The following is a 26,029-nucleotide window of genomic DNA, read 5'->3' as shown; positions in this document are numbered from 1 at the left end:
CCATGTTTCGCGTAACCCGCTACATCAAGACCCTGATGGAACCGACGCCGCTGGCGCCGGCCCGCAAGCCGCCGGGCCCGGTGGTGATCTGGAACCTGATCCGCCGCTGCAACCTGACCTGCAAGCACTGCTACACCACCTCGGCAGACATCGACTTCGCCGGTGAGCTCTCCACCGCCGAGGCCCACGCCGTGCTCGACGACCTGCACGGCTTCCGGGTGCCGGCGCTGATTCTCTCCGGCGGCGAGCCGCTGATGCGACCGGATATCTACGAACTCTCGCGCCGGTCGCGGGAGTTGGGCATCTATACCGGGCTCTCCACCAACGGCACCCTGATCAACGAGTCCAACATCGACGAGATCGCCGCCATCGGCTATGACTACGTGGGCATCAGCATCGATGGACTGGAGGCCACCCACGACGTCATCCGCCAGCGCAAGGGCGCCTTCCGTGAATCCATGCATGCGGTGAAGCTGTGCAAGGAGCGCGGCATCAAGGTGGGCCTGCGCTTCACCCTGACCCGCGAGAACTACCAGCAGCTCGGCGATATCCTGGCGCTGATCGAGGCGCATGACGTCGACAAGTTCTACCTCTCGCACCTCAACTACGGCGGCCGCGGTGGGCGCCACAGCAAGCAGGACGCCTGGTACCGCATGACCCGTGACGCCATGACCCGGCTTTTCGACCACTGCCGTGACGAGCTTGAGCGTGGCGTGGAGCGCGAGTACGTCACCGGCAACAACGATGCCGATGGTCCCTTTCTGCTGATGTGGGCCCGCGAGCACTTCCCCGACCAGGCCGACGTCCTGCGCCAGCGGCTGGTCAACTGGGGCGGCAATGCCTCAGGTGAGCATATCGCCAACATCGACAACCTCGGCAACGTCCACCCGGATACCTTCTGGTGGGACCACGACCTCGGCAATGTTCGCGAGCGGCCCTTCTCCGAGATCTGGCGCGATACCACCGACCCGCTGATGGCGGGCTTCCGGCAGCGCCCGCGGCCCCTCAAGGGGCGCTGCGCGGAGTGTCGCTTCCTCGATATCTGCAACGGCAATACCCGTGTGCGGGCCTGGAAGGTGACCGGCGACCCCTGGGAGGAGGATCCCGGCTGCTATCTCACCAACGAAGAGATCGGCGTCAGTGAAGCGCGCGAGAGACGTGTGGCGGCACCCTATGAGGCCATTCAGGCCACCGAGCTCTGAGCGCCGAGCGAGACCCCAGACCGTGATGCTCCGGGAGAGCGAGCCATGACAGCATTCCGACACAACCCGACCTGCCACTTCGGCCTCGACGAGGCGCCGCTGGCGCCGGGCGAGGTCGCCATCGCCGGCGCCGGCCCCGGCGACCCTGGTCTCTTGACCCTGCGCGCCCTGTCGCTGCTGCAGCAGGCCGACTGCCTGGTGTTCGATCGCCTGGTCTCTGCCGAGATCCTCGCCATGGCCCGGCCCGAGGCGCGCCGCTACTACGTGGGCAAGGCCTCACGCTGCCATGCCTTGACCCAGGAGGAGACCAACGCCCTGCTGGTGCGGCTGGCCGGCGAGGGCAGGCGGGTGCTGCGCCTCAAGGGCGGCGATCCCTTCATTTTCGGCCGCGGCGGCGAGGAGGCCGAGTACCTGATCCAGCACGGCATCGGCTTCCGGGTGGTGCCGGGTATCACCTCGGCCTCGGGCTGCTCCAGCTACGCGGGCTTCCCGCTGACCCACCGCGACTATGCCCAGAGCGTCACCTTCGTCACCGGCCACTGCAAGGGCGACCGGGAGCTGGAACTCAACTGGGCCGCGCTGGCCGTGCCCCACCACACCACGGTGTTCTACATGGGCCTGGCCAACGCCGCCCTGATCCGTCGCGAGCTGCAGCGCCACGGCATGCCCGCCGCGACCCCGGTGGCCCTGGTGGAGCGCGGCACCACCCCGGAACAGCGCCACGTGCTGGCTACCCTGGGCGACCTGGTGGAGGTGATCGAGCGCGAGGCGTTCCGCCCACCGACCCTGATCGTGGTGGGCGAGGTGGTCAGCCTCGCCGAGACCCTGGCGCCGGCCATGACCCGCCTGGCCCGTGAGCCCGGTGGCGCGAGGGACTCTCTGGAGCTTGCCTCGCAACCGGGCCTGGGGAGGGTGGCGCTGTGAGGCGAGTCGCGACGACCCTGCGTACCCTGCTGCTGGGCGGCCTGCTGGCCGCCCCCTCCCTGCCTGCCCTGGCCGACGAGCCCGATCCCAACGTGCTCTACAACCACCACTGCGCCATCTGCCACGGCGTCAGCCGGCTGGGGGGCACCGGGCCGGCGCTGCTGCCCGACAACCTCTCGCGGCTCAAGGCCGACGAGGCGGTGTCGGTGATCCGGGACGGCCGCCCCGCCACCCAGATGCCCTCCTACCGCGAGCTGCTCTCGGAGGAGGAGGTAGCGGCCCTGGCCGAGTGGATCTTCACGCCGCCCGAGAACGAGCCCAGCTGGGAGGAGGCCGATATCCTCGCCAGCCACGAGCTATCCCACCCCTACGGCAGCCTGCCCGACGACCCGGTGTTCGAGGTCGAGGACCTCAAGAATCTCTTTCTCGTCGTGGAGATCGGTGACCACCATGTCAGCCTGCTCGACGGCGACACCTTCGAGCGCATCACCCGCTTCCCGAGCCGCTATGCGCTGCACGGCGGGCCCAAGTACAGCCCGGATGGTCGCTACGTCTACTTCGGCTCCCGGGACGGCTGGGTGACCAAGTACGACATCTACAACCTGGCGGTGACCGCCGAGGTGCGCGCCGGCATCAACATGCGCAATATCGCCGTCTCCGCCGACGGCCGTTTTGTGCTGGCGGGCAACTACCTGCCCCATAGCCTGGTGCTGCTCGACGCCCGGGATCTCGACCTGATCGCGGTGATCCCGGTGGAGGGTCTCGACGGCGAGACCTCGCGGGTCAGCGCCGTCTATACCGCGCCGCCACGCAACAGCTTCGTGGCCGCCCTGCGCGATATTCCCGAGGTGTGGGAGATCCGCTGGCCCGAGGAGCGCGCCGAGGGCGACGAGGCCATCGTCGGCGATTTCGCCCTGCATCGCATGGAGGCGCCGGACTACCTGGATGACTTCTTCTTCGACCAGGAGTATCGCTACGTGGTGGGTGCGGCCCGCGGCGGCAAGGGCGGCCAGGTGTTCGACCTGGACGAGGAGCGCAAGGTGGCCGACCTGCCGCTGGAGGGCATGCCGCACCTGGGCGCCGGCATCACCTGGGAGCTGGACGGCCGCCGGGTGATGGCGATGCCGCACATCGACAAGGGCCAGGTCTCGGTGTTCGACATGACCGACTGGTCGCTGATCACCCAGATCGAGACCGACGGCCCCGGCTTCTTCATGCGCAGCCACGAGAACTCGCCTTACGCCTGGGTGGATGTCTTCTTCGGCCCCCACCACGACCGCATCCATGTCATCGACAAGCAGACCCTGGAGATCGTCGAGACACTGATCCCGGAGCCGGGCAAGACCGCCGCCCACGTGGAGTTCGACCGCCGCGGCGAGACCCTGCTGCTGAGCATCTGGGACGACGACGGTTACCTGCTGTGGCTCGACGCCACCACCCTGGAGGAGCTCGGCCGCATGCCGATGAAGCGCCCCTCCGGCAAGTACAACGTCTGGAACAAGACCCAGTACGAGGAGGGCACCAGTCATTGAACAGCCGGGATAAGACGCATTCTTGATACCTGTCATGGCAGCCGGAGACGCGGGCGGGGCACAATAGGCGGAATCCGAACTCAAGCCACCAGTGCAACCATCCAGAGTTATCGCCATGCAGCCAACCCAACCCGAGCCGGCCGGTCTACCCGTCGCCCGGCTCGCCTTCCGCCCCTTCTTCCTGTTCGCCTCGCTGTTCAGCGTGCTGGCCATGGTGGTGTGGTTCGCCTTCTGGCACGGCGATATCCTGCTGCGCCCCCACGGCGGGCTGATGTGGTGGCACCAGCACGAGATGATCTTCGGCTTCGGTGCCGCCGTGGCGGTGGGCTTTCTGCTCACCGCGGCGCAGAACTGGACCGGCCAGCCGAGCCTGCGCGGTGCGCCGCTGCTGGGGCTGGTGGGCGTCTGGCTCCTGGCGCGGCTGCTGATCGCCTTCCCCATGGGACTGCCCGCCGGGCTGCTGATGGCCATCGACCTGGCCTTCCTGCCCCTGGCCGCCCTGGCCCTGGGGCGGATGGTGGTGGCGGTACGCCAGTGGCACAACCTGGTCTTCGTGCCCATCCTGCTGCTGATGGCGGTGGCCAACCTGGCCATGCACCTGGGGGTGATGCGCGGCCAGCTGCCGCCAATCCGCGAGGGCGGCTACCTGGGGGTGCTGCTGATCGCCACCCTGATGGTGCTGCTCGGCGGTCGGGTGATTCCCTTCTTTACCTCGCGCAAGCTGGGGCGCCCGAAGCCGGCCGACTGGCCGATGCTCGAGCGGCTCTCGCTGGGGGCCATTTACGTCGTGGTGCTGCTGCAGCTGGCGGTACTGCTCACGGTCGAGCTGCCGCCGGGCCTGCTGGGCTGGGCCATGCTGGTGGCGGCCGCCGCCAACGGCGTGCGCCTGGTGCGCTGGGAGGGCTGGCGCGCACTGAGTGAGCCGCTGCTGTGGGGGCTGCACCTGAGCTACGCCTTCATCGTGGTGGGGCTGGTGATGTGGGCCCTGGCGCTGACCGGGGTGTTCCGGGTCGAGCTGGCGCTGCACGCCCTGGCCATCGGCGGCATCGCCAGCATGATGCTGGCGATGATGTCCCGGGTGGCGCTGGGCCACACCGGCCGGGAGATTCGCACCCTGCCGGGTATCGGCCTGGCGCTCGGTCTGATGTTCGCCGGCGCCGTGCTGCGCTCGCCGGTGCTGGCGATGTTTCCCCAGATTACCCACTGGACCTACAACCTCAGCATCCTGTTCTGGTGTATCGCCTACCTGATCTTCCTGTTCCACTACACGGTGCCGCTGCTGGCCACGCGTGTGGACGGCAAGGACGGCTAGGCCTGCCCGAAAACTGGCTGAGCTCGACGACTTTTCAGCCAACGCCTGGGCCTAATGCGAGGTTCGAGATGATCGAGCACTATTTCCTGATCAAGCATCTGCACATCACCACGGCGACCCTGAGCCTCCTCTTCTTCATGCTGAGGGCCTGGTGGTCGGTGCGCGAGTCGCCCTGGCTCCAGCGCCGTTGGGTGAAGGTGTTGCCCCACATCAACGACACCCTGCTGCTGAGCCTGGGCGTGCTGCTGATGGTAATGCTCAAGATGTGGCCCCAGCAGCACCCTTGGCTTGCCGCCAAGCTGATCGCCCTGCTGGTCTATATCGGCCTGGGTACGCTGGCGATCAAGCGCGGGCGAAGTCCCGCGGTGCGCGGGGTCGCGGCCCTGGCGGCGGTGGCCACCTTCGCCTATATGCTGGGGGTGGCGCTGCACAACAGCCCGCTCTCCTGGCTGGCGGCCGCCTGAGGTGCGGCAAGACGCCAAGGGCCGGGGCTCTCGAAGGGCCAGCGTTCTCTTTACTGGCGGCTATACTGCCGCTTATGTTGCTGAACTTTCCCATCAAACAAGGAGCGATTCGATGAGCGAAGAGCAACTTCCCTCCGGTGCCGGCAAAGTCGCCGAACAGTACCCCGAGGTGTGGGACGCCTATGCGGCGTTGGGCAAGGCATGCGCCGAGGCCGGTCCTCTGGACGAGCGCACCCGCCGCCTGGTCAAGCTGGCGCTGGCCGTGGGCGCGCGCTCCGAGGGGGCGGTGCACTCCCATGCCCGTCGCGGCCTGGAGGAGGGCGAGTCCCCCGAGGCGCTGAAGCAGGTGGCCATGCTGGCCATCCCGACCCTGGGCCTGCCCACCGGCGTGGCCGCCCTGACCTGGATCGAGGATCTCACCGAGAGGTGAGCCGCCGCCGGCAGCGCGCTGCCGGCTCCCCCGCCCCGTTCCCCCGCGAATGGCAAGCTTTCGTTGTGTCATTCAGCCCCTCCCTATTGACCCTCGTCAAAGTCATGGACGCGTCCTCGCTGCTACCCTTTAACATGCATAGAGAATGCATATTCAAGGGGGCGGAAGCGGCCGGCACCAACTGCCGTTTTCTACAAGAAGCCAGACTAGCAAGGGGGTATGGTCCATGACCGAAGGCCTGACAAAGGCGGCTGCCCGCAACATCTTCTACGGCGGGTCGCTGTTCTTCTTCCTGGTGTTTGCCGCGCTGACGGCTCACAGCCACTACTACATCGTCAACACCTCGACCCAGCCGCTGACGGATTCCGTGCGGCAGGGCAAACACGTTTGGGAGGAGCACAACTGCATCAACTGCCACACCATCCTCGGTGAAGGCTCCTACTTCGCACCGGAGATCGGCAACGTCTGGACCCGCTACGGCGGCCACCAGAATCCCGAGGGCGCCCGCATGGCGCTGGCGGCCTGGATGCGCGCCCAGCCCACCGGTGCACCGGACCGTCGTCAGATGCCCTACTTCGAGATCAACGACGAAGAGATGCAGGCGCTGATCGATTTCTTCGAGTGGACCGATGCCATCGACACCCAGGGCTGGCCGCCCCATCCGGCCGGTTGATCCGGACCCCATGACACCACCGGATTCCCGAAACCAGGAGAGCCGAACCGATGAAATATGAAACGCAGAAGGTGGCCCTGCCATTCTTCATGGTTGCGATGGCGTTGTTCGCGCTGCAGATCGTCTTCGGTCTAGCCGCCGCCGCCGCCTATGTCTGGCCTCACTTCATGTCCGAGGCGATGCCCTTCAACATCACCCGCACCAGTCACACCAACCTGCTGATCGTCTGGCTGTTGATCGGCTTCATGGGCTGCACCTACTACCTGATGCCCGAGGAGGCCGAGAACGAGATCTATAGCCCGAATCTCGCCTATCTGCAGTTGGCCATCTTCGCCATCGCCGGCGCCGGTGCGCTGATCAGCTATCAGTTCGGCATCCACGAGGGGCGCCACTACCTCGAGCAGCCGCTCTGGTCGAAGATCTTCATCACGATCTCCTTCCTGATGTTCCTGTTCAATACCAGCCTGACTCTGCTCAAGGGGCGCAAGACGGCCATCAACATGGTGCTGATGCTGGGTCTCTGGTTGGCCGCGGTGTTCTGGCTGTTCGCCTTCTACAACCCCGATAACCTGGCGCTGGACAAGCTGTGGTGGTGGTGGATCGTCCACATCTGGGTGGAAGGCGTGTGGGAGCTGATCATGGCTTCCCTGCTCGGCTACCTGCTGATCAAGATGACTGGTGTCGACCGCGAGATCATCGAGAAGTGGCTCTACGTCATCGTCGGCCTGGCGCTGTTCTCCGGCCTGCTGGGCACCGGCCACCACTACTACTGGATCGGCACCCCCGGCTACTGGCAGCCCATCGGCAGCATCTTCTCTACCCTCGAGGTAATCCCGTTCTTCGCCATGGTGGTGTTCGCCTTCTACATGTTCTGGAAGGGCAACCGCAACCACCCCAACAAGGCCGCCATGCTGTGGACCATGGGCAGTGCCGCCGTGGCCTTCTTCGGCGCCGGCGTGTGGGGCTTCATGCACACCCTGTCGTGGATCAACTACTACACCCACGGCACCCAGATCACCGCGGCCCACGGCCACCTGGCCTTCTACGGCGCCTACGTGATGCTGGTGCTGGGCGTCATCACCTACGCGATGCCGCAGATCCGCCGCGTGCAGCCCTACAATCAGGTGCTCAACATGTGGGCCTTCTGGGTCATGACCTCCGCCATGTGGTTCATGACCTTCACCCTGACCTTCGCAGGCGTCGTCCAGACTCACCTGCAGCGGGTGCTCGGCATGAACTTCATGCAGATCCAGGGTCAGCTCGATCTCTTCTATGTATTCCGCTTCGGCACCGGCATCTTCGTCGGCATCGCAGCGGTGATGTTCATCTACTCGGTCTTCGGACCGGCGCGCGAGCAGGTGCCCGCCACCAGCAAGCCGCTGACCGCGGCCGAGTAATGTCCACGGCGGGCCGCGACCCCGGTTGCGGCCCGCTCAGTCTGGAGTGACCCATGTCCCATATCGCATCCGTATCCACGCTCGACCGGGAGCAACCCTTCTATCAGCCGGTCGGCAACGAGTGCGCCCTCTTCGAACAGGCGTACCAGCAGCGACTGCCGCTGCTGCTCAAGGGACCCACCGGTTGCGGCAAGACCCGTTTCGTCAGCCATATGGCAGCCAGGCTCGGCCGGCCGCTGTTTACCGTGTCATGTCACGACGATCTCACCGCCGCCGATCTCACCGGCCGCTACCTGCTGCAGGGTGGCGAGTCCCGCTGGGTCGACGGCCCGCTGACCCGCGCCGTGCGCGAGGGCGGCATCTGCTATCTCGATGAAGTGGTCGAGGCGCGCAAGGACGTCACCGTGGTGCTGCACCCGCTCACCGACGACCGCCGCCTGCTGCCCCTGGAGCGCACCGGCGAACTGCTCGAGGCGCCCGACGACTTCATGCTGGTGGTCTCCTACAACCCCGGCTACCAGCACATCCTGAAGTCTCTCAAGCCCAGTACCCGCCAGCGCTTCGTGGCGATGTCCTTCGACTTCCCGCCACCGGACATCGAGTGCGGCATCGTGGCCCGCGAAAGCGGACTCGCCTTTGATCGCTGCGCCGCCCTGGTCAATCTCGCCGTACGCCTGCGCGAGCTCAAGGGTCAGGACCTGGAGGAGGGGGTCTCCACCCGCCTGCTGGTCTACTGCGCCACCCTGATCCAGGCCGGCATGCCGATCCTCGAGGCCACCCGCGCCACCCTGGTGGAGCCGCTGACCGACGATCAGGACGTTCAGGAAGGGTTGCTGGAAGCCATCAACGCAACCTTCGGCTGAGCCGAGGGGGGAGTCCGCCATGCTGCAGTTTCTCGAGGTCGAGGAGTTTGTCGGCCGCCACTGGCACCGCTGGGCCTCCGGCGCGGCCAGCTACCGTCGCCACCCGGAGGCCGCCGTGGCCCTGGAGGAGCTGCGCCATGTGCTGGGGGTCTTCTTCCGCGCCAGCGGTGGTGAGTGCGGCCTGGAGGTCGCCGCCATCGTGGCGCGCAGCTCATCGCATCGGCTCTCGCTGCGCCAGCGGCTCGGCTTCGATGACGAGGCGGTGGACCAGGCGCGCCGCGACGAGGAGAACCTGCTGCTGCCGCCGACCCTGGACGTCTTCCCCGAGTCGCGCCTCAACCGGGACCTCTATTTCTGGCTGACCGCCTACCTGGCGGTGGCCCGACGCCCGCCCCGCCACGCCGACCCGCTGCAGGACGACCTGGCCCGGCTGCGCGAGGCGATGCGGTCCACGGAAGCGGCCCTGGCGCGTTTCCCCGGTCTCGCCGGGCGCTATCGCGAGCTGTGTGAGGCGTTGCTGGCGGTGCGTCCGGAACGCCACCGCCTGCCACCCATGGAGCAGGCCTTGGAGGCCACGCTGCGCGCCCTGCTGGGCGACGATGCGCCGCTGGAGGGCTGGGCCGCCTCCATGGCGGCGGCGGTGGCCGACCCGGAGGTCTCCCTGTCGCCATTCCAGTCCCCGCGGGGCTATCGGCCGCCTCTGCCTGTCCCCCTGTGGGGCCAGGTGGTCGACCTGGGCGTGGGCCAGGGGCGCGAGGAGGACGACGAGGATCCCCATGACGGCGAGGCCAACAGCGCCCAGGAGGTCAGCGAGGGCAAGCGCAAGGCCGAGCGTCGCCACCAGGACCAGTCCCAGCGAGACGACGCGTTGGTCGCCAACCGCTTCGAGAAGATGCTGTCCTGGACCGAGATGGTGAACCTCAACCGCCTGGTGGAGGACAACGAGGACGAGGAGGCCAAGCGCGCCGCCGAGCAGATCGAGGAGATCGTCATCAGCCCGCACAAGCAGCGGGCGGCGACGCGGCTCAAGATCGACCTCGACCTGCCGCCGGATGAGGTGCTGGGCGAGCGGCTGCGCGGCAAACAGCTCTACCCGGAGTGGAACCATCGCAAGCAGTGCTACCTGCCCGACCACTGTCAGGTGATCACCGACCTGCAGAGCGAGGAGGGCGAGCAGTGGGAGCCCGACGACGCCACCCGGCGGCGCATCCGCCGGGTGCGCCGGGAGTTCGAGGCGCTGCGCCCGCGTCGCGAGATCCTGCGTGGCCAGGTCGACGGCAACGAACTCGACATGGACGCGGTGATTCGCTCGCGCTGCGACCTGGCCGCCACCGGCGAGGCCAGCGATCGCCTCTACATGTCGGCCCGCGAGCAGGCCCGCGACCTGGCGGTGGATATCCTGGTGGATGTCTCGCTCTCCACCGATGCCTGGCTGGACGATCGCCGGGTGCTCGACGTGGAGAAGGAGGCGCTGCTGGTGCTGGGGCACGGTCTGTCCGGCTGCGGCGACGACTACGCCATCCACTGCTTCACCTCCCATCGCCGCCAGAAGGTGTGGGTCAACACCCTCAAGACCTTCGAGGAGACGATGAGCGAGCGGGTGACGCGGCGTATCTCGGCGCTGAAGCCCGGGCACTATACCCGCATGGGGCCGGCGATCCGCCATGTGACCCGTGAGCTCTCCAAGCGCCCCAACCGCCATCGCCTGCTGCTGGTGATCACCGACGGCAAGCCCAACGACACCGACTACTATGAGGGTCGCTACGGCATCGAAGATACCCGCAAGGCGGTGCTCGAGGCGCGCCAGCAAGAGGTGCGGGTGTTTGGCGTCACCGTGGACCGGGAGGCGCACCAGTACGTCTCGCACCTGTTCGGGCGAGGCAGCTACGCCATCGTCAACCGCCCGGAGCACCTGGCCCTGGCGCTGCCGGGTATCTACCGCCAGATCATCGGCTACTGAAATCAACGGCTACAATGAGGCCCGCCCATGAAGAGTACCGCCGTGTCGAACCACCGTCCCGCCATCGCCGTCGCCGTGGGGCTGCTGGTGGCCCTGGTGGTGATCACGCCGCTGGCCTGGCTGCTCAACACCCGCGACTGGGGCATCCTGGTGATGTTCGTGGTGCCCTTCGCCGTCTGGGGGCTGATCTGGCTGGGCCGTCGCCTGGCCGATTGGGCCGAAGTGGGACCGCCACCGCCGTCATCCGGACGCGAGGGCTGTCGGTAATCAACGGTCACTGGCGAAGATTCGTTTCCCCGCCACGAAGGTCTGTTGCGGCTGGAGGTCGCTGTCGAGCAGGGTCACGTCGGCATCATGGCCGATGGCCAGGCGGCCTTTATGCCCATCAAGCCCCAGCACCCGGGCCACATGCCCCGAGATCAGGCCCAGGGCCTGATCGAGCGGCAGCACCTCCTCGCGTACCAGGCGCTGCCAGTCCGCGATCAGGGTGGTATTGCCCGCCACCCGCATGCCGATATAGGCGCCTCGTTCGTCGAACTCGGGCAGGCTGCCGTTGCAGTCGGAACTCATGGTGATGCGTTCGACCGGGACGCCACGCCGAAGCAGTCGCGACACGGCACCGAAGCCGCTCAGGTCGTCCTCGTCGGCGTCGTCGAAGGCGGTCACATCCACGCTGGCATCGAAGGTCAGCGCATAGTCGGCGGCCTCCTCGAGCAGGTCGCGATGTCGGTTCACGTGAGTCGGGATCACCTGCTCGGCGGGGATCTCGGTCTCGGTTAGCAGACGGCGCAACGGCTCCAGGCCGCGCTTGCCGTCGCCGATATGGAAGTGGCAGATGCCCAGCTTGCCGGCCAGCATGGCGCCGACTCGAACCTCGCTGACCAGACGCTCGATCTCGTCCTGGCGAGGCTGGCTGGAACGATGGTCCGAGATGGCGATCTCGCCCAGGCCGATGACCTCGGGGATCCAGGCCAGGTCGCGCTGTACGTCGCCGGTGAGGGTCGGGGGTGGCACGCGATAGGATCCTGTGTACATGTAGGCCGAGATACCCTCGGCGCGCAGCCCGCGAACCTTGGCCAGCAGGTCCGCCGGCGAACGACTGATGCCGTCGGTGCCCAGCACTCCCACCACGGTGCCGATGCCCATGGCGGCGATCTCCCTGGCGGTGATCTCCGGACAGCGGGTGCCGCAGCCTCCCTCGCCGCCGCCACCGGTCACATGCACATGCTGGTCGATAAAGGCAGGAACGGCGGTGAGTTCACGCGCGTCCACGACCCGGATCGGCCAGCCCGCCGGGAGCTCGATATCACGCCCCAGGGTCGCGATCCGACCGTCGGCGATCAAGATCTCGGTGGCCTCGAGCGGTTCGGGCGCGAAGATGCGTCCGACGCGCAGCAGGGTCAGCAGGGGGGCGTCCCGATCATCCAGGGGGATCATGTCGGCTCGCCGCTGGGGTCAGTCGATGAGGGCGGCGTGAAGCGCCGGCCCCGGAAGCGCTCGATGGCGCCCTCGACATCGTCGATCAGCAGTACCAGCAGGTCACCTTCGCTGGCCTCGTCGAAGGCCCTGTCGACGGCCTGGGCCTCCTCCATGATGATTTCCACCCGGCAGTCGCTGCCCACCGATTCGGCGCCGTCGCGGAGCAGGCCGGCGGCGTCGCCGATAGCACGGCCGCGGGGGTCGGTCTCATAGATGTAGACGACATCGTGCATCCGGGCGAGCAGAGTGCCTAGCGTGAACAGATCCTCGTCGCGGCGGTTGCCCGGGGCGCTGGCAACGCCGATCCGGCGACGGGCCGAAATGCAGCCGACCAGCTCGCCGAGGGCCTCGAGCGCCGGCACGTTGTGCCCGTAATCGATGAGGACCTTGATGCCGTCGGCTTCGATGAGGTTGGTGCGCCCCGGATTCTGTCCCGGGGTGGGATGGAAGGTGCGCAGGCCCATCTGGATATCGGCGATGGAGAGCCCCAGGGCATAGGCCGCGGCACTGGCGGCCAGGGCATTGGCGACATTGAAGCGGGCATGTCCCTCGAAGGTGAGCGGCACGTCCACCACGGGAATCACCTCGGCCTCGACATGGCCCTGACGCATCACGATGCGCTCATTGTGGACGGTGAAGGCGACCCCGTGATCGCGAACATGCTGGCGGATGGCGCGTGAATCCGGGTTCAGCGTGAAGAAGATGATATCGCCCCGGGCCCACTCCTGGCCGGCCAGTACCCTGGGATCATCGGCATTGAGCACGGCCGTGCCGCTCTTGCTGACGGCGTCGATCACCACGGTCTTGCAGCGAGCCAGCTCGTCGAGGGTGTGGATGTCGTGTTCACCCAGGTGGTCGCTGGCGATGTTGAGCAATACGCCCACGTCGCACTCGTCGAACCCCAGGCCACGGCGCATGATGCCGCCGCGGGCCACTTCGAGCACGGCGTATTCGACCGTGGGTTCGCGCAGCACGATGGCCGCCGCCTGGGGGCCGCTGTAGTCGCCGCGCATGATGACATGGTTGTCGATCTCGATGGCGCCGGTACAGGCCATGCCGACGTTGCGTCCCGCCTGGCGCAGCAGGTGCGAGAGCAGGCGCACCGTGGTCGTCTTGCCGTTGGTCCCGGTCACCGCCGTGATCGGAATACGGGCGTCGGTCTCGCTGTCCGGGAACAGCATGTCGATCACGTGCTGGCCGACATCCCGGCCGCTGCCGTGGGTGGGCGACAGGTGCATGCGAAAGCCGGGCCCGGCATTGACCTCGACCACTGCGGCGGACTGCTCCTCCAGCGGGCGGGTCAGGGTCTCGGCCAGCAGGTCGATGCCGATGATGTCGAGCCCGACCAGGCGCGCGATGCGCTCCGCCGCGTAGCGCACCTCCGGATGAACGTCGTCGGTCACGTCCGTGGCCGTGCCGCCGGTGCTCAAGTTAGCCGTGGACTTCAGGAACACCATCTCGCCGGCCGGAATCACGCCCTGCAGGGTCAGGTCCTGCTGGTCGATCAGCCGCAGCGACTGCTCGTCCAGCTGGATCTGCGTGAGCAGGTTCTCGTGCCCGACGCCGCGACGCGGATCCCGGTTCTCCTCGTCGACCAGGGCCTGCAGGGTATCGACTCCATTGCCGACCACATGGGCCGGGCGACGCCTGGCGGCGGCCACCAGCTTGCCGTCGATCACCAGCAGGCGATGATCCTCGCCGCGGATATACTGCTCGACGATCACCGCGGGGTTGCGATGGGCGGCGATACTGAAGGCGTCATGCAGCGCTTGGTCGTCCTCGATATTGGTGCTCACACCACGGCCATGGTTGCCGATGACCGGCTTCACCGCGACGGGATAGCCGATGGCTCGAATCGCCTCGAGCGCCTCCTCGAAGGATCCGCACACCCGGCCCCGGGGGACCGGGATGCCGGCATCGCCGAGTACCTGCTTGGTCCACTCCTTGTCGTCGGCGATGCCGAAGCCGATCAGGTCCGTATGGCCGGTCACTGTCGCCTGGATGCGCTGCTGTCGGTGACCCTGGCCGAACTGGATGTAGCTGTTTTCCTCACTCAAGCGGGTGTAGGGAATGCCACGACGCTCGGCGGCCGCAACGATCGACGCGGTGGAGGGCCCCAGCATGTGGGCGTCGCGCACCGCCTTGAGGCGGTCGATGATCGCCGGCATGTCGATCTCGGCGGTATGGAACAGCCGGTTGACCAGCTCGACCGCCTCGATCCCGGCCGCCAGGCCGCAGGCTTCGTCCCGGTAGCGGTAGACGACGTTGTAGATCCCCTTCTGGTAGCTGTCGACGGTCTTGCCGTAGCCGACCGAGAAGCCGATCAGGTTCTGCAACTCGATCGCCACGTGCTCGACCACGTGACCGGCCCAGGTGCCACGCCCCAGTCGTTCCAGGAAGCCGCCGGGCCGGCCCACCGAGCAGCGGTGCTCCTGCAGCGTCGGCAGCAGTGCCGTGATGCGCTCGACGATGCCGGGGACGGTATCGCTGGGCCGTTCCTCGAGATCGCCGATGTCCAGGCGCATGTAGATGGCAGGGTAGCGGCTGTAGTAGTTCGGGCCGCGCAGGGCCCGATGCTCGAGAATGGTCATTAGCCCTCCGCGAGAATGGCTTTGAGTTCGTCGGCAACGAGATAGCGTCTCGCCTCGACGTCGAACCCGTGGCCGCTGACCATCGCATGGAGGATCATGTTCTCGACGGCCACCGGCGCGCCCATGGACAACTCGGCGATATTGGAGCTCGCCAGGTCGCGGCTGTCGATGATGATGACGTGGCCCGGACCGATGGCCTCGAGAATGCCGTGGGGGTGTATGATCACGCCGGCATCCTCGCCAAGGCCCACGCCCAGGTGCTCCGGGTTGCTCGCACCGACTTCCATCAGGCGCGTGAACCGTCCGCGTTCAAGAAAGTGACTGTCGATGATCAAGCCTTCGACGAGTCCGAGGCCGAAGGTCAAGTTGACGGCGCCCTTGCGCAGGGCATCGGAGGCGGCGCCGTTGTAGATCATGGTGCCCGGCATGGCCGCCGCGCCGGCACTGGTCCCGGCCACTACCGCGCCCGCCTGCAAGCGGTTGCGGATGGCCTTCAGGGTCGCCGAACCACCCAAGACGTTGGTCAGGCGGAGCTGGTCGCCGCCGGTGAGGAAGATGACGCTGCTCTGCTCGATCAGGCGAACGGTGTCGGCATCGGCCGCCTGGCGGCGGTCGCGAATACCCAGGGAATGGACGCGGCTGGCGCCCAGGCGAGAGAAGGCCGCTTCGTAGTCGGGCAGCACCTCGTCGGGGATGCGACTCGCCGTGGCGATGACGGCGACCTCGCCATTGCCCTCGGGGGCCAGGGCAAAGACCTGCCTCAGGATCTCGAGATCGGAGCTCTTGTCCTCGGCTCCGCCGATGGCCACCAGATGGCCGGATGTCGAAGGGAGTGGAGAGACCATAACCCTTTCGTCGCCGAGCGACGCTTTTGAGCCAACGCAGAAGCCACGTTCGCGTGAGTCAATTGCCGAATGGCAGGATGCGTGCCGCCTACACCTTCACTTATAACAGGCATCCCGACACGGGGCACGTTCTCGCTGGCTCGGGTGTCACGGTAAGAGGCGACGCGATATCAGGCCTGCCAGGAAGCGCCATGGGTAGGCGCGAGCCTGCGGGCCGCGGCAGTGGGGGCCCTGCCGCGACGGGGCCGCCTTCCTAAGCCGCCTGGGCCACCAGGTAGCCGGCGCCCACCAGCAGCAGGGTGAAGAGCGTCAGGCCAGTGAAGGCGCCGCGCCAGGCCGGGGTGGAGGCGCCCAGGCCCAGGTAGACCATCAGCACCCGGTTGGCCTTGAAGAAGGTGGTGGCCAGCAGCAGCGCCGCCGACCACAGCGGCAGCGCCTCCAGGCGAGCCTCGCCGCCCAGCCGGGCCGAGGCCATGGTGATCAGGGTCAGGCCCATCAGCACGGCCCAGGTAATCAGCAGCCGTCGTGTGGCGCTTGTGGCGGAGCCATTCGTCGAGACGCTCATCGGCTCACCTCAGCAGGTAGATAATGGGATAGAGCAGGATCCAGATCAGGTCGACCATGTGCCAGAAGGCGGCGGCGGTCTCCACGTTGTCGTGGGAGAGCTTCCAGGCGACCAGAGCGATCAGCCCCAGGCCGAAGAGTACGTGGGCGAAGTGGAACCCGGTCAGCAGGTAATAGAAGGTAAAGAAGGTGTTGGTCTCGGGCAGCAGGCCCTGACCGAGCTTGTTGGCGTACTCCACCACCTTGACCACGCAGAACACCACCCCCAGGACGAAGGCCCCGGCCAGCCACTGGCGGCAACGCCGTTTCTCGCCACGGCCGATGGCCTGCACCGCCAGGGCGGCGAACAGGCCGCTGGTCAGCAGTACCAGGGTATTGAGGCCGCCGGCCACTGGGTCGAGCAGCTGCTGGGAGGCGTCGAACACCTCACGCTCTCCGGCGCGCAGCCAGGCGAACAGGCCGAAGAAGGCGGCGAACACCAGCATCTCGCTGAGGATCAGCACCCACATCAGCGGGTTGCCCGGCAGCGCCGAGAGCGGCCCCCAGCCGGGGTTGGGCAGCGCCTGCTCTGGCGTCTCGCGCTGGTTCATCTCAGCCCTCCGCGGGCACCGGCAGGCGCTCGAACTCGGCGCGCACCGCCGGGGTGGTCAGCTTCCAGCCGGCCCAGGCGAACAGCGCGGTGAACAGGGTGGCGACGAGAATCAGCCCGCCCAGCATCCCCACCAGCCCGGCCACCGGGTCCTCGACGTTGATCGCCTCGGTGGTGGCCGTTTCGGGCAGCAGGCCGAAGGTCAGCGGAGTCAGCGCCGCGCCGCCCAGCACGCCGACGAAGCCGGCGACCATCAGCGCGACGAAGGCGCGCCGCGCCCAGGGCAGGCGGCGCAGCAGGGCGATGGCCAGGATCAGGGTGATCAGGGCGCCCAGTATCAGCAGGCTGGCCACACTGGCACTGCGCTCGGCCAGCCAGGCCACGCCGCCGGTCAGCCCGCCGCTGCCGACCTCGACCCCCAGGGAGGCGGCCAGCGCTTCGCCCGGCGCCAGCGGCAGGGCGAGCAGCGCCATCACGGCCAGCGAGAAGAGAATGAACCCCCAAGCCAGGCCGGTGACGGCGGCTGAGCGGGTCGGTGGGCCTGAGCGAGGCAGAGCGGTAGGCGGCATGGCGGTTTCTCCGTCAGTCATCCAGGCGCACCGTGGCACCGCCGAACAGCAGGCTGCGCGGGTTATCCACCGAGCGGGAGGACATCAGCCGCTGGATACCCACGCCGCAGCGCGCAATGGTCCAGATCAGGCAGACGGTGAAGAAGCCGTAGCCCAGGGTCCAGGAGACCCAGGACGGCGCACCGATCCAGCCCAGCAGGTTCCAGGCCACCAGGGCGATGGCGCCGCCGAGTGCCCCCAGCCAGAAGGTGCGGATCTGGAACAGCAGGTGGCTGTCGGCCATGGGCGAGACCCGGCCGCGGCGCAGGTGAGCGATCAATACGCCGATGGGGGCGGTGATCACCGTCATGATGCTGCCCAGGTAGAGCACATAGATGACCGCTGCCAGACCGCGGCCACGGGTGTCGGTAGCGGGGGCAGTGTCGAGTGCGAGGGCGGTGTCGGAATGGGACATGTCGACGGGTCTCCTGTCGGGTGCTGCCTGAAACCATGCATATTGGATACTACTATGCCGCCGGAATACCCCAGTGACATTGTCGGAAATCAAATTCGCGGCTCATGAGGGCCTGACGTAGCTGCGCCCGGCAGGGCCGGGCGCAGCTGGGGCGGGTAGGTGAAGCAAGCCTCAGGCCTTGCCTTCGGCCTTCAGATGCTCCTGCTCCTCGAGCATCTTGTCCACCGAGGAGAGGTAGTACTCATCGGCGAAGCCGCTCTCCGGCTCCTTCAGCCAGATGAAGCAGACCACCCAGCTGAAGAAGGCGCCCCCCGCCAGAATGTAGAAGAACTGGGTCGGGGTGACGAAGGTGAAGAGGGTCAGGTAGACCACCGCCCCCACGTTGCCGTAGGCGCCGGCCATGCCGGAGATCTGACCGGTGATGCGGCGCTTGATCGACGGGATGATGCCGAAGGTGGCGCCCTCGGAGCCCTGCACGAAGAAGGAGGTGAAGATGGTGATGGCGATCGCCAGGATCAGCGGCCAGGTCTCGTTCATCATCCCCATCAGGGTGAAGCCGATGCCGATGCCGAACATGTAGCTGAGCATCACGAAGCGGCGGTTGCCCATGCGATCGGAGACTGCGCCGCCCATGGGACGCGCCACCAGGTTGACGAAGGCGAACGATGACGCGATCAGGCCCGCGGCGGCGGCGGTCAACCCCCAGGTCTGCTCGAAGAACATCGGCAGCATGGAGATCACCGCCAGCTCGGCGCCGAAGTTGGCGAAGTAGGTGGTGTTGAGCGCGGCGACGCTGTTGAAGTGGTACTTGTCATCCTCCGGCACGCCCTTCTTGAGGATCGGCACGTTGACGCGAATGATCTGCACCACCTGGTAGATCACGATGGCCAGAATCGCCAGATAAGAGATCACGGCGGCGGTGACGGACATGAAACCCATGTCCTGGATCCGCCACACCAGGATCGCCAGGCAGCCCACGAGCGGAATGGTCCACAGGATCAGCTTGACCATATCGGCCCAACTGCTGACCTCCATGGCCATCGCCTTGCGGGTCTTGCGATGTGAGGTGGCGCTGGGGCCATCGGTGATGGCGAACCAGTAGTAGATGCCGTAGGCGGCCATCACGAAGGCGCTTTGGGCGATGGCCCAGCGCCATCCCTCGTCGCCGCCGTACCAGACGATGGCGATGGTGGGCAGGGTCATGGCGGCGGCGGCGGAGCCGAAATTGCCCCAGCCGGCGTAGAAGCCCTCGGCGAAGCCGATGTGCTTGGGCTTGAACCACAGCGCGGTCATGTGGATACCGACCACGAAGCTGGCACCGATGGAGCTCAGTACCAGGCGCGCGACCAGCAGCTGGGTAAAGGAGTTGCCGAAGGCGAAGGCCAGCGCGGGAATCGCCATGCTGACCATCAGGATGGAGAACACCCGGCGGGGGCCGAAGCGGTCCAGCGCCATGCCGACGATGATGCGTGCCGGGATGGTCAGCGCCACGTTGCAGATGGCAAACAGGCGGATATGGTCCTGGGTCAACCAGTCGACGTCGCGCAGCATGCTGGAGGCCAGCGGCGCCATGTTGAACCAGACGTAGAAGGTAATGAAGAACGCGATCCAGGTCAGGTGCAGGGCCCTGATCTCCGGAGTGCGTACCTTGAAGAGGTCGGCGACTTTCATGTTGGGGTCACCCTTGAGGTGGAGGACGTGATAACGGCGGTGACGCGACTCGGCAGGATCACGGGCTCGGGAAGATCAGCAGCGGAACCTCGGCGCGGCGGGCCAGGAAGGAGCTGACGCTGCCGAAGGTCATGTAGTCGAGCTCGTCGACGAAGTAGCTCAGCGATTGGGCGATGATGCCGCCGTCGGGCTTCTGGCTGTGGCGTGCCATCACCAGCAGGTCCGGCTTGAGCTTGCGGGTGGCTTCCAGCAGCTGCTTGCGGGGATCGCCCTCGGCGACGTGGGTTTCCGCCTCGCAGCCCTCGGTCTCGGCGAACGTCTTTGCCTCGGCAAGGGCCTTGACCAGTTCCTCGACCTCCTCCTGGAAGAGGTCCTCGTTGGCGTCGGTCACATCGCGGGGGTTTTCGGCCACGGCCACCAGCAGCAGCTTCGGCAGGGTGCAGCGGAACATCTCGACCGTCTGGGCCAGGCACAGTTTGGCGTTACGGGAGCCGTCATAGGCGACCATGATCTTCATGGGACTCTCCTGGAGTGGAGCCGGGGCGACCGGGCGTGGCCGGTCGCCGAACGGACGGTAGTGACGTTACGGATTCTTCACGTAGGCGTTCTTGCGCAGGTAGAACCACCAGTTGATCACCAGGCAGACCGCGTAGAAGATCGCGAAGCCATACATGGCGAGCTCGGGGGTGCCGGCCTGGATCTGCTCGCCCATCACCCGCGGGGCGATGAAGGCGCCGTAGGCGGCCACGGCTGAGGTCCAGCCCAGCACGGGGCCCTTTTGCTGGGCATCGAAGATCACCCCGATGCTGCGGAAGGTGGAGCCATTGCCGATGCCGCTGGCCGCGAACAGGATCACGAACATGATCATGAAGATGGCGAAGTAGCTGTTCGGATCGGTGGCGTTGTAGGCCAGCATCATCACGTAGCCGGTGACGGCGGAAGCCACCACCATGACCACCGAGATGATCTGGGTGACGATGGAGCCGCCCACCTTGTCGGAGATCCAGCCGCCGATGGGACGAATCAGGGCGCCGACGAAGGGGCCGATCCAGGCCCAGGTGAGGGCGCTGGGGCCATCGGGGTTGGCGACGCGGGTCACGCTGCCGTCGGCGGCCACTTCCATCATGTTGCCGAAGATGACGTTGATGGAGAGCGGCAGGGCGGCGGAGAAGCCGATGAAGGAGCCGAAGGTCAGGATGTAGAGGACGGTCATCGACCAGGTGTGCTTGTTCGAGAAGATCGCGAACTGCTTCTGGATATTGGGCTTGATGCTGCCCGGAATCAGGCGCAGCAGGACCACGGTCAGCACGATGGTCAGCGGCAGGGCGACCCACATGCCCAGCAGGCCCAGGGCGAACATGCCGATGATGCTGGTAACCGCGCCCACGGCGTAGAGACCGATGATCTTGCCGAAGGCCGACGCCGGGGTGCCCGGGTCCGGGGTAATGGTGCGCAGGTTGTTCATGCCGAACCAGCCGGCGAAGGCCAGCGGAATCAGGAAGACCAACCAGATGAAGCCGGCGTTCTGGATCCAGGTGTCGGTGCCCGCCTCGATGCGGCCGATCAGGGTGCCGCTGGCGCTCTGCAGCTCCAGGGGGCCGCCGGCGATGACGCCGAACACGCCCACGGTCATCACCAGCGGGATCAGGATCTGCATGGTGGTGACGCCGAAGTTGCCCAGCCCGGCGTTCATGCCCAGGGCATAGCCCTGCTGCTTCTTCGGGTAGAAACTGGAGATATTGCTCATGGAGGCGGCGAAGTTGCCGCCGCCGATGCCGGAGAGCAGCGCCAGGGCCTGGAAGACCCACAGCGGGGTCTCCGGATTCATCAGCGCGAAGCCGGTGCCGGCCGCGGGAATCATCAGCAGGGCGGTGGTCAGGAAGATGGTGTTGCGCCCGCCGGCGATGCGGATCATGAAGGAGGCCGGGATGCGCAGGGTGGCCCCGGAGAGACCCGCCAGGGCGGTCAGGGTGAACAGCTCCCCCACCGTGAACGGAAACCCGAGGTTCTGCATCTGGGTGGTGATCATGCCCCACATCATCCAGACGGCAAACCCCATCAGCAGGCTGGGAATGGAGATCCACAGGTTGCGGTTGGCAACCTTCCTGCCCTCCCTTTCCCAGAACTCCTCGTTCTCGACATCCCAGTGTTCGATGTCGGCATTTTTCCTGGTCATGGCGTATCCCCTTGAGGTCCAGCGGTGTGCTCGCGGTGCCCGATAGCGGTTGATCGATATCAAGGCAGGCAGCCCTGGGGCAAAGATACGCCGCCGCACGGGCGCGCGAAACGTGGGCTCAACGGCCGAAAAGCGGGGGGATACCTCCAGGGAGGTAGAGGGGGATGATCTACAGGTAATTGTTTATCAAGAGTTTTACAACGAGGGGGGTGAGGGGCGTGGGGGCTGGCGGTGCCCCCGGATTATTTGGAGGTATCCACAGAGAACCGCCCCGGCTAGCGGTCTACCCCCTCCTGCACCGCCCACACGGCGGCCTCGACCCGGGAGCGCAGGTTGAGCTTCTTGAGCAGGTGCTTGACGTGGACCTTGACGGTGCCCTCGGTGATGTCGAGCTTGCGGGCGATCATCTTGTTGGAGAGGCCGCCGGCCAGCTCGCGCAGGATCTCGCGCTCGCGCTGGGTCAGGCTGTGGATATCCGGTGTCGCCGGAAGGCTGCGCTGGCTGCGTAGCGCCCCGGCCAGCAGGGCGGTGAGGCTCTCGCTGATCACCATGCGCCCCAGAGAGGCCTGGCGCAGCTGGCGGATCATCTCGTCCGGGTCCATGTCCTTGAGCAGGTAGCCGTCGGCGCCACCCTGCAGGGCGGCCACCACGTCCTCCTCATGGTCGGAGACGGTGAACATCACCACGCGGCCGGCGAAACCCTCATCGCGCAGCCGCTTCAGGGTCTCGATGCCGTTCATGCCGGGCATGTTGAGGTCCAGCAGCACCATGTCGGGGTCGAGCTCCAGCGCCAGGCCGATGCCCGCCTCGGGCTCGCCGGCCTCGCCGATCAGCGTCATGTCGTCCTCCAGCTCGAGCAGCTGGGAGACGCCGCGTCGCAGCAGCGGATGGTCATCGATGATCAGGATGCTGGCGGGGGTATCGGGTGTCGTGTCGGTCATGCCTGAATTAATCCCTGTTCCCGTGGCGGTCAATGGCGATGGCGTCGGCCCGTGGGTCGACGGGGGTGGCGGTGCGACTGGCCTTCCCGACGTGCTGGCTGATCAGGCGCGCGGTCTGCGGGGTGAAGACCAGCTCCACTCGGGTGCCGCCCTGGGCGCGATTGCTCAGGGTGAGTTCGCCGCCGAGGGTCTCGGCGCGATCGCGCATGATCACCAGGCCATAGTGCATGGGCGGCGAGCTGTCGTTCTCGAGACCCACGCCGTCGTCCTCGATGATGACGTGGAGTCGAGCGGCGCGAAAGGCCACCGATACCGCCGCCCAGTGGGCGTTGGCGTGCTTGACCACGTTGGCCAGCGACTCCCGCACCACCTGCAGCACGTGGATTTCCTCGTTGGGGTTGAGCAGGTGGGGCGGCAGGTCGACGCCAAGGTCGATGGGGGTCTCGAGGCGCTCGCCGAACTCGGCGACGGTCTGGCGCAGGGCGCTGGCCAGCCCCGGTCCCTCGAGCTTGAGGCGGAAGGTGGTGAGCAGCTCGCGCAGCTGGCGATAGGCGCTGTCAAGCCCGGTGCGCAGCTCGTCGAACACCGGGGCCTGGCCCTCCCGGGGCACGCCCTTGGCCTGCATGCGCTCGAGCCGCGCCACCTGCATCTTCAGGTATGAGAGCGACTGGGCCAGGGAGTCGTGGAGCTCCCGGGCGATGATGGTGCGCTCGTTCATCAGCGTGACCTGCTGCTGCTCCTCGATGCGCCGCTGCAGGTAGACCGCCGTGGCCAGCTGGTCGGCCAGGGCGTTGAGCAGGCGCTTCACGCTGTCGGCGGGCGGCTTGTCCCGGGGGTACCAGACTTCGAGGGTGCCGAGCATCAGCTCGCCTACGCTGACCGGCAGCAGCACGCACTCGCCGGCAACGGTGTCCTCCAGCGTCAGCGGCTGGGGGTCGAGCAGGCAGGCGTGGCAGTCGTGGTCGCGGCAGTACTCGGGGCGACGCGCCGAGTGGGTGGCCAGGATCGGGATCTCGCGGTCATCGTGGTCATCGTGGAGCGAGAGCCGGATCGGGCCGATCTCCAGCAACTGTTCGAGGCGGCGCAGCATGGGGGCGGCGCTGGCGCAGAGGTCGTTGCCGCCGCCGTAGAGGGCGCGGCTGCCGTCGTGCATCACCTGCATGGCGCGGTTGCTGCGCTCAAGCTCCGCCTTCTTGCGCGATACCCGCGCCTCCAGCTCGGTGTAGCTGGCACCCAGCTCTTCGGCCATGGCGTCGAAGGTGCGCCCCAGCAGGGCCAGTTCGTCGTTGCCGGTCAGCCTCGTGCGGTAGCCGAAGTTGCGGTGGGCGGCCTCCCGGGCCAGCACCACCAGGTGGCGCAGCGGCATCACCAGATTGTGGCGGATATCGTAGAGGGCGATCACCACCACCACGGCGGTGAGGGCCAGGAAGAGGATCTGCAGGGCGCTGAGCAGTTGGATCTTCGACTCGCTGTTCTGCTCGAGCAGGGTGACCACGGCGTCGATCTCGGCGACCAGGTCGTCGAGGGTGGCACGCAGGGCGTCGGGCTCCACGCCACCGCCGGCGGTGGCCAGCGCTACCTGAGGGGCGAGCTCCTGCTCCCAGCGCTCCACCAGCAGCCCGTATTGACGCTGAAGGGGATGGTCCTGGGCAGCGGGCAAGGCATCGTCGAGCTCGGGGCTGGCCAGGCGCTGCTCGAAGCGGTCGGCCAGCTCGGCCACCCGGGCGCGGGCCGCAACGCCGGGCTGCTGATCAAAGCGCTGCAGGGCGCTGACGATCTGATAGGTGTTCATGCGCAGCGAGCCGGCCATGTTGATGGCGGCGGCATCGCCGCGGCTGTCGGCGGCCACGGTCATGGTCACCACGATGCTGACCAGTGCCATGGCGCTGATGGCCAGCAGCGAGGCGGTGATCCGAGCCACCAGGGAGTGTCGCAGCAGTTTCATTGCGCCTCGTGCTCGTCCAGAAGGGGGCGACGCCAGTCTACTACACCCTTGGGGGTATAACGCATACCTCCGATGCCCCTTTGACCACCGGGGTCGTGCTTCCGAGACTTTCCCGAGACCCACAGCGCTTTCGGCCCCCGATGATGCCAACCGCCCCGCAATTCGACCAAGAGCTCGACCAGGAACCGACCGGGGGCTATCGGCCTCTGGTCGTCGTGCTGCTCTCGCCGTTGGCCTTCGCGCTGGTGTTCGCCAGCTGGACCATCTTCGCGGTGCTGGGGGTGGAGCTCCGGGAGCTGCACGGCTTCGGCGAGGCGCGCTTCGCGGTGCTGCTGGCCATGCCCATGGCGATTGGCGCCCTGGCCGCGCTGCCCATGGCGCTGCTGGCACAGCGCGTCGGGGGGCGGCGGGTGATGATCGCCTGCCTGCTGCTGATCTGCCCCTTCCTGTGGGGGCTCTCCCACTCCCGCGACTACTACCACTTCCTGCTGGCCGGGGCCGGCCTCGGCCTGGGCGCCGGTTCGCTGTCGGCGGGGCTGGTCTATGTGGCGGGGCTCTGCCCGCGTCGCCACGCCGGCCTGGCGCTGGGGCTCTACGGGGCCGGCATGGTCGGCGCCGGGCTCAGCTACCTGCTGCTGCCGCTGATCAGCCAGGCCTACGGCTGGCGCAGCGCGCCTCTGCTCTACCTGCTTCCGGTGCTGCTGGTGGCCGCGCTGCTTTGGCTGTTCGCCGACGATCTCGACGCCGAACCGAGCGCTCGCCCCGCGCGGCCGCTGCGGCTTGCGGCAGTGTTGCGTCGCCTGGCGTGCTGGCGGTTGTGGCGCCTGGCGCTGGTCTACAGCTTCTTCTACGGCGCCTTCGTGGCGCTGGCGCTATGGCTGCCCGCCTACCTCAGCGCCCAGTATCAACTCCCGCTCAAGGGGGCGGCGCTGGCCGCCCTGCCCTTCACCCTGGCGGTGGGGATGGGCCAGGTGATTGGTGGTGCCTGGGCCGATCGGCGTGACTTCAGCGCCCTGCGCTGGTGGGTCAGCGCCTTCGTGCTGGTCTGCCTGTTCCTGCTCTCCTACCCCCCCTTCGCCATGCAGGTCCAGGGCGTCCACGGCGAGATCGCGCTGTACTACGAGGCCCCGCTGTGGGGCTTCTTGCTGCTGCTGTCGCTGATGGGCCTGGCCATGGGCGTCGGCAAGGGCAGCCTGATGCGCCTGATCCATCGCGACCACGGCGACGAGATGCCCCTGGTGGGCGGCCTGGCGCTGACCCTGGGCGGACTCTTCGCCGCCCTGCTCCCGCTGGTCTTCGTGGTGGGCAACGAGTGGGTCGGCATTCGCACCGCCGGCTTCATGTTCCTCTACGCCTCGCTGGTGGTGTGCATGCTGGTGATGGTCTGGGACCACGCCAGCAGTCGCGCCGAGAGGGCCTGAGCCGGCGCGCTTATCCCCCTCTCGCGG

Annotated in this window: 24 protein-coding genes; 12 read left to right on the top strand and 12 right to left on the bottom strand. The window is 67.1% G+C overall.

Annotation, left to right across the window (positions count from 1 at the left end):
* Positions 1-2: 2 nt before the first annotated feature.
* The 11 genes from nirJ to ACM26W_RS18820 all read left to right on the top strand — a co-directional run bounded on the left by nirJ (position 3) and on the right by ACM26W_RS18820 (position 11,024).
* Positions 3-1,202 (top strand): heme d1 biosynthesis radical SAM protein NirJ, encoded by a 1,200-nt coding sequence (nirJ, locus tag ACM26W_RS18870; RefSeq protein WP_416138495.1) that lies wholly within the window; start codon positions 3-5, stop codon positions 1,200-1,202.
* A gap of 45 nt (positions 1,203-1,247) precedes the next feature.
* Positions 1,248-2,126: a uroporphyrinogen-III C-methyltransferase gene (gene cobA, locus ACM26W_RS18865; protein ID WP_416138494.1), complete on the top strand. Its 879-nt coding sequence runs from the start codon at positions 1,248-1,250 to the stop codon at positions 2,124-2,126.
* Entirely contained in the window at positions 2,123-3,658 is a 1,536-nt protein-coding gene (locus ACM26W_RS18860; protein ID WP_416138493.1) for a cytochrome D1 domain-containing protein, read from the top strand. The genes cobA and ACM26W_RS18860 overlap by 4 nt, the downstream gene beginning before the upstream one ends.
* A 115-nt stretch (positions 3,659-3,773) precedes the next feature.
* Entirely contained in the window at positions 3,774-4,970 is a 1,197-nt protein-coding gene (locus tag ACM26W_RS18855; protein WP_416138492.1) for an NnrS family protein, read from the top strand.
* A gap of 68 nt (positions 4,971-5,038) precedes the next feature.
* Positions 5,039-5,434, top strand: coding sequence for a SirB2 family protein (locus ACM26W_RS18850; protein WP_416138491.1), 396 nt, complete (start codon positions 5,039-5,041; stop codon positions 5,432-5,434).
* Between the two features lie 112 nt (positions 5,435-5,546).
* Positions 5,547-5,864, top strand: coding sequence for a carboxymuconolactone decarboxylase family protein (locus ACM26W_RS18845; RefSeq protein WP_416138490.1), 318 nt, complete (start codon positions 5,547-5,549; stop codon positions 5,862-5,864).
* Positions 5,865-6,090: 226 nt separating this feature from the next.
* Positions 6,091-6,537 carry a c-type cytochrome gene (locus ACM26W_RS18840; protein WP_416138489.1) on the top strand — a complete coding sequence of 149 codons (447 nt, stop codon included), beginning with the start codon at positions 6,091-6,093 and terminating at the stop codon, positions 6,535-6,537.
* Positions 6,538-6,587: 50 nt separating this feature from the next.
* Positions 6,588-7,934 carry a cbb3-type cytochrome c oxidase subunit I gene (locus tag ACM26W_RS18835; protein ID WP_416138488.1) on the top strand — a complete coding sequence of 449 codons (1,347 nt, stop codon included), beginning with the start codon at positions 6,588-6,590 and terminating at the stop codon, positions 7,932-7,934.
* A 53-nt stretch (positions 7,935-7,987) separates the two neighbouring features.
* Entirely contained in the window at positions 7,988-8,797 is an 810-nt protein-coding gene (locus ACM26W_RS18830) for a CbbQ/NirQ/NorQ/GpvN family protein (protein ID WP_416138487.1), read from the top strand.
* Between the two features lie 19 nt (positions 8,798-8,816).
* A complete protein-coding gene (locus ACM26W_RS18825) occupies positions 8,817-10,757 on the top strand; it encodes a nitric oxide reductase activation protein NorD (protein WP_416138486.1) in 1,941 nt (646 codons plus the stop codon).
* 27 nt (positions 10,758-10,784) lie between these two features.
* Positions 10,785-11,024 (top strand): hypothetical protein, encoded by a 240-nt coding sequence (locus ACM26W_RS18820; RefSeq protein WP_416138485.1) that lies wholly within the window; start codon positions 10,785-10,787, stop codon positions 11,022-11,024.
* Here the strand turns inward: ACM26W_RS18820 and iadA are convergent, their stop codons facing one another.
* From iadA to ACM26W_RS18760, 12 genes are all read right to left on the bottom strand, one after another.
* A complete protein-coding gene (gene iadA / locus ACM26W_RS18815) occupies positions 11,025-12,194 on the bottom strand; it encodes a beta-aspartyl-peptidase (RefSeq protein WP_416138484.1) in 1,170 nt (389 codons plus the stop codon). It lies immediately after the preceding gene.
* Positions 12,191-14,827: a cyanophycin synthetase gene (cphA, locus tag ACM26W_RS18810; RefSeq protein WP_416138483.1), complete on the bottom strand. Its 2,637-nt coding sequence runs from the start codon at positions 14,825-14,827 to the stop codon at positions 12,191-12,193. Before cphA ends, iadA begins: the two co-directional genes overlap by 4 nt.
* Positions 14,827-15,672, bottom strand: coding sequence for a cyanophycinase (locus ACM26W_RS18805; RefSeq protein WP_416138482.1), 846 nt, complete (start codon positions 15,670-15,672; stop codon positions 14,827-14,829). Before ACM26W_RS18805 ends, cphA begins: the two co-directional genes overlap by 1 nt.
* Positions 15,673-15,925: 253 nt before the next feature.
* Positions 15,926-16,237 (bottom strand): cytochrome C oxidase subunit IV family protein, encoded by a 312-nt coding sequence (locus ACM26W_RS18800; RefSeq protein ID WP_416138481.1) that lies wholly within the window; start codon positions 16,235-16,237, stop codon positions 15,926-15,928.
* Positions 16,238-16,241: 4 nt separating this feature from the next.
* A complete protein-coding gene (locus tag ACM26W_RS18795) occupies positions 16,242-16,826 on the bottom strand; it encodes a cytochrome c oxidase subunit 3 family protein (RefSeq protein WP_416138480.1) in 585 nt (194 codons plus the stop codon).
* A gap of 1 nt (position 16,827) precedes the next feature.
* The gene (locus ACM26W_RS18790) at positions 16,828-17,415 is read right to left on the bottom strand and encodes a hypothetical protein (protein WP_416138479.1); all 588 of its coding nucleotides are present in this window, start codon (positions 17,413-17,415) and stop codon (positions 16,828-16,830) included.
* Positions 17,408-17,848 carry a DUF4870 family protein gene (locus tag ACM26W_RS18785; RefSeq protein WP_416138478.1) on the bottom strand — a complete coding sequence of 147 codons (441 nt, stop codon included), beginning with the start codon at positions 17,846-17,848 and terminating at the stop codon, positions 17,408-17,410. The genes ACM26W_RS18790 and ACM26W_RS18785 overlap by 8 nt, the downstream gene beginning before the upstream one ends.
* Before the next feature lie 171 nt (positions 17,849-18,019).
* Positions 18,020-19,519 (bottom strand): MFS transporter, encoded by a 1,500-nt coding sequence (locus tag ACM26W_RS18780; protein WP_416138477.1) that lies wholly within the window; start codon positions 19,517-19,519, stop codon positions 18,020-18,022.
* Between the two features lie 58 nt (positions 19,520-19,577).
* A complete protein-coding gene (locus ACM26W_RS18775) occupies positions 19,578-20,036 on the bottom strand; it encodes a universal stress protein (RefSeq protein ID WP_416138476.1) in 459 nt (152 codons plus the stop codon).
* A 66-nt stretch (positions 20,037-20,102) separates the two neighbouring features.
* Complete coding sequence (locus ACM26W_RS18770; protein ID WP_416138475.1) at positions 20,103-21,695, bottom strand: antiporter; 1,593 nt, start codon at positions 21,693-21,695, stop codon at positions 20,103-20,105.
* Positions 21,696-21,970: 275 nt separating this feature from the next.
* Positions 21,971-22,636, bottom strand: a complete 666-nt coding sequence (gene narL, locus ACM26W_RS18765; RefSeq protein WP_416138474.1) for a two-component system response regulator NarL — start codon at positions 22,634-22,636, stop codon at positions 21,971-21,973.
* Between the two features lie 7 nt (positions 22,637-22,643).
* Positions 22,644-24,581, bottom strand: a complete 1,938-nt coding sequence (locus ACM26W_RS18760; protein ID WP_416138473.1) for a type IV pili methyl-accepting chemotaxis transducer N-terminal domain-containing protein — start codon at positions 24,579-24,581, stop codon at positions 22,644-22,646.
* Between the two features lie 140 nt (positions 24,582-24,721).
* On the opposite strand from ACM26W_RS18760, the gene ACM26W_RS18755 reads away from it, so the two are divergent.
* A complete protein-coding gene (locus tag ACM26W_RS18755) occupies positions 24,722-26,002 on the top strand; it encodes an MFS transporter (RefSeq protein ID WP_416138472.1) in 1,281 nt (426 codons plus the stop codon).
* The last annotated feature ends 27 nt before the right edge of the window (positions 26,003-26,029 follow it).

Source organism: Halomonas sp. HK25 (genome assembly GCF_047795635.1).
In the GTDB taxonomy this organism is placed as follows: domain Bacteria; phylum Pseudomonadota; class Gammaproteobacteria; order Pseudomonadales; family Halomonadaceae; genus Halomonas.
The sequence above is the reverse complement of the archived record's forward strand: the minus strand, read 5'-3'. Positions and strand labels throughout refer to the sequence as shown.